General features: G+C 33.1%; 1 protein-coding gene and 1 pseudogene. One reads left to right on the forward strand and one right to left on the reverse strand.

Annotated features, from left to right (window positions below; all coding sequences use genetic code 11):
* Window positions 1-166: pseudogene (locus AB5Y85_RS02225) on the forward strand (IS5/IS1182 family transposase); the annotation flags it as partial.
* A gap of 279 nt (window positions 167-445) precedes the next feature.
* Here AB5Y85_RS02225 and AB5Y85_RS02230 read toward each other — a convergent pair.
* On the reverse strand, window positions 446-2,537 hold a 2,092-nt coding region (locus tag AB5Y85_RS02230; RefSeq protein ID WP_368221110.1), incomplete at its 5' end, for an EAL domain-containing protein.

Genomic DNA, 2,537 nt, shown 5'->3' on the forward strand with positions numbered 1-2,537 from the left:
CCGTCGCTCGCTGGCAGAGACAGCGATATATCGGTTCAAACAGTTGTTAGCGGGGAAAGTCCGTTTACGTAACTACAACGGCCAAGTGGGAGAGGTGATGGCGTATGTAAGCGCCATAAACAAGCTGAGTACTCTGGGCATGCCTGTCAGAAAGCCCCGAGTGTAATGTCACTTGGGGTTGGGAACGTCATGACTTGCTGGCTGATTTGGGAAACAACGCCGTAAACAAGACACCGGTTTGAGGCCGGTGTCAGGTGATAACTAGATCTGTACAGATTGACCGTGCTATAGCATGTGATACTGAACTTTAAAATAAATGATAACATCAATATGTGTTTGATTGGTATATTTTGGCCCATAATTATTCACATCTGGGATGTTGGTTATAATGAATATTTTTAATAGAAGATAGGGGGGGGAGGCCCCCTGTATTCTATAATGTTAATTAATTACCTTTTATAAATTTGAGCGCGTCAGCCATAAGAACCGGCTTGGATAAGTGATAACCTTGAAAATAATTTATACCAACATTTATAGTTGCACTTAGTTCATCAAATGACTCTATACCCTCTGCAACAATGTCTAGGTTAGAGCTACTTGCATATGTAACTATAGAGTTTAATAAATTAAGTCTTGAAGGACTATTCTGTATGTCATTAATTAATGTTCTATCAATTTTTATAACATCGAAGTTGCCTGCACTCAAAACAGAATAAAATGAATAACCTGAACCAAAATCATCAAGGTAAATCTTGACGCCTAACTTTTTAATAGCAGCGATGGCTTTATTGAAAGCATCCTGTTCTAATATCGGGATCGATTCTGTGATCTCAATATTTAAATTGAAAGGGGGTAAATTATTCATTTCTATTAAATCGCCAAGATGTTTTATAATGCAGTTAGCGTTAGGTACCAACTGCGATGGTGATACATTAACTGTAACTGGTAGATTCGATTGCAATATCATTTCAACCGCTCTATCTGCCATAAATTTGAATATCTCATTCATATGACCATATTCTTCAGCCCAATTTAGGATATCTAATGTATATAAATTTTTATGCCTCAAAAGAATCTCAAATGAAACAACCTCATGTACTTTATCTGTTACTTTAAATATTGGTTGATATAAAGGATAGCATTCGTTCAATATATCGAAAATATTAAAGTTTTGATTAAAGTGAAAGGTATTATGTTTTTTAATTTCACCCATACCGCTTTCAAATATCACCGGTTTTCTTAAAAATGATTTTTTCGATGTATACATTGCAATATCTGCACAATGTAATAATTCATCTAAGCCGCTACCATGTGTAGGAAAAATACTAATTCCTATAGACATGTCAATGGTGAATTTATTACCTCCAATTATCATCGGTTTATTTATTTCACCAAGTAAGGCTTGACATTTGTTTATAGATGCACTAATTGAGTCATACATTATAAAAGCAAACTCATCACCACCTAATCTCGAGACATAACAATTATCTTTCATGATAAAAAGGATGCGCTTTGCAACAATCTTTAAGACAAGATCGCCAGCACTATGCCCTAAAAAATCATTTATTTCTTTAAATTTATTTAAGTCAGCATATACTACTAAATATTCGTCTGTTGTTTTGCTTATTTGATGAAATTTATTTCGAAACCCCTCCTTATTTAATAGTTTTGTTAGTGGATCTATAAGTTGGCTTTCCTTAAGCGCAGTGATAGATTGGTTTAACTGTGAAACTAATTGTTTTTCTTTATTTTGTAGCATTAACATTAATCCTACCCCAGTTGAAAAACTAATAAAAATAGTTAGTTCATATGTCGTGAAGTTAGGCACTAAACTTATAGATGCAAGATAAGTAGAGATAATAGTTATCGCAATAACATTACTAATGGTATTTTTGATGAATATAAGAAAAGAAAATGCTAACATAATAAAAAGCAAGAAGTGAGAGCTTTTTACTATGAGGGGATTAAATAGCACAATATAATAAACTCCTACCGACGACGCTATGACTATAGCGGGAAATATCAATGCTCTGATATTTTCATGATCATTCATTACCTTTACATCAAGATTACGGAAGGCATAAAAATTAGAAATCAAGAATGAAAATGTAATAATATTTGAGGTTGTAAACTGCGTTAAAGTATCAACATTGAAATTTTTATAAATGAATGAGGGAATGCTAGACATAAATGATATGGCAATCCCACAGCCTAATAAAAATATAAAGCCTTGTATTTCATCATTGCTTAAATTAGCCTTGCTAAACCTTTTTGATTGTATCATAAAAAGGCTTAACAGTATCAGGGAACTATTGTTTAATGTGTATGTGACAATTACGCCTACATATTCATAGATATTTGAAAATATAATGTCTTCGTAAAAAAAATAGATATTAAATCCAGTGACCGTCATAAAGAGAGTAAAAAATGAAGTAAATGTAGTTACTTTGTCACAAAATAGCCAAAGGAGAATAATTATATAAGCATTGGGTGCCCAAACTATGCTATAGATAGCATCGCCGCTGTGATTTACAGCC

The organism is Aeromonas sp. R3-1 (genome assembly GCF_040908345.1).
In the GTDB taxonomy this organism is placed as follows: domain Bacteria; phylum Pseudomonadota; class Gammaproteobacteria; order Enterobacterales; family Aeromonadaceae; genus Aeromonas; species Aeromonas veronii.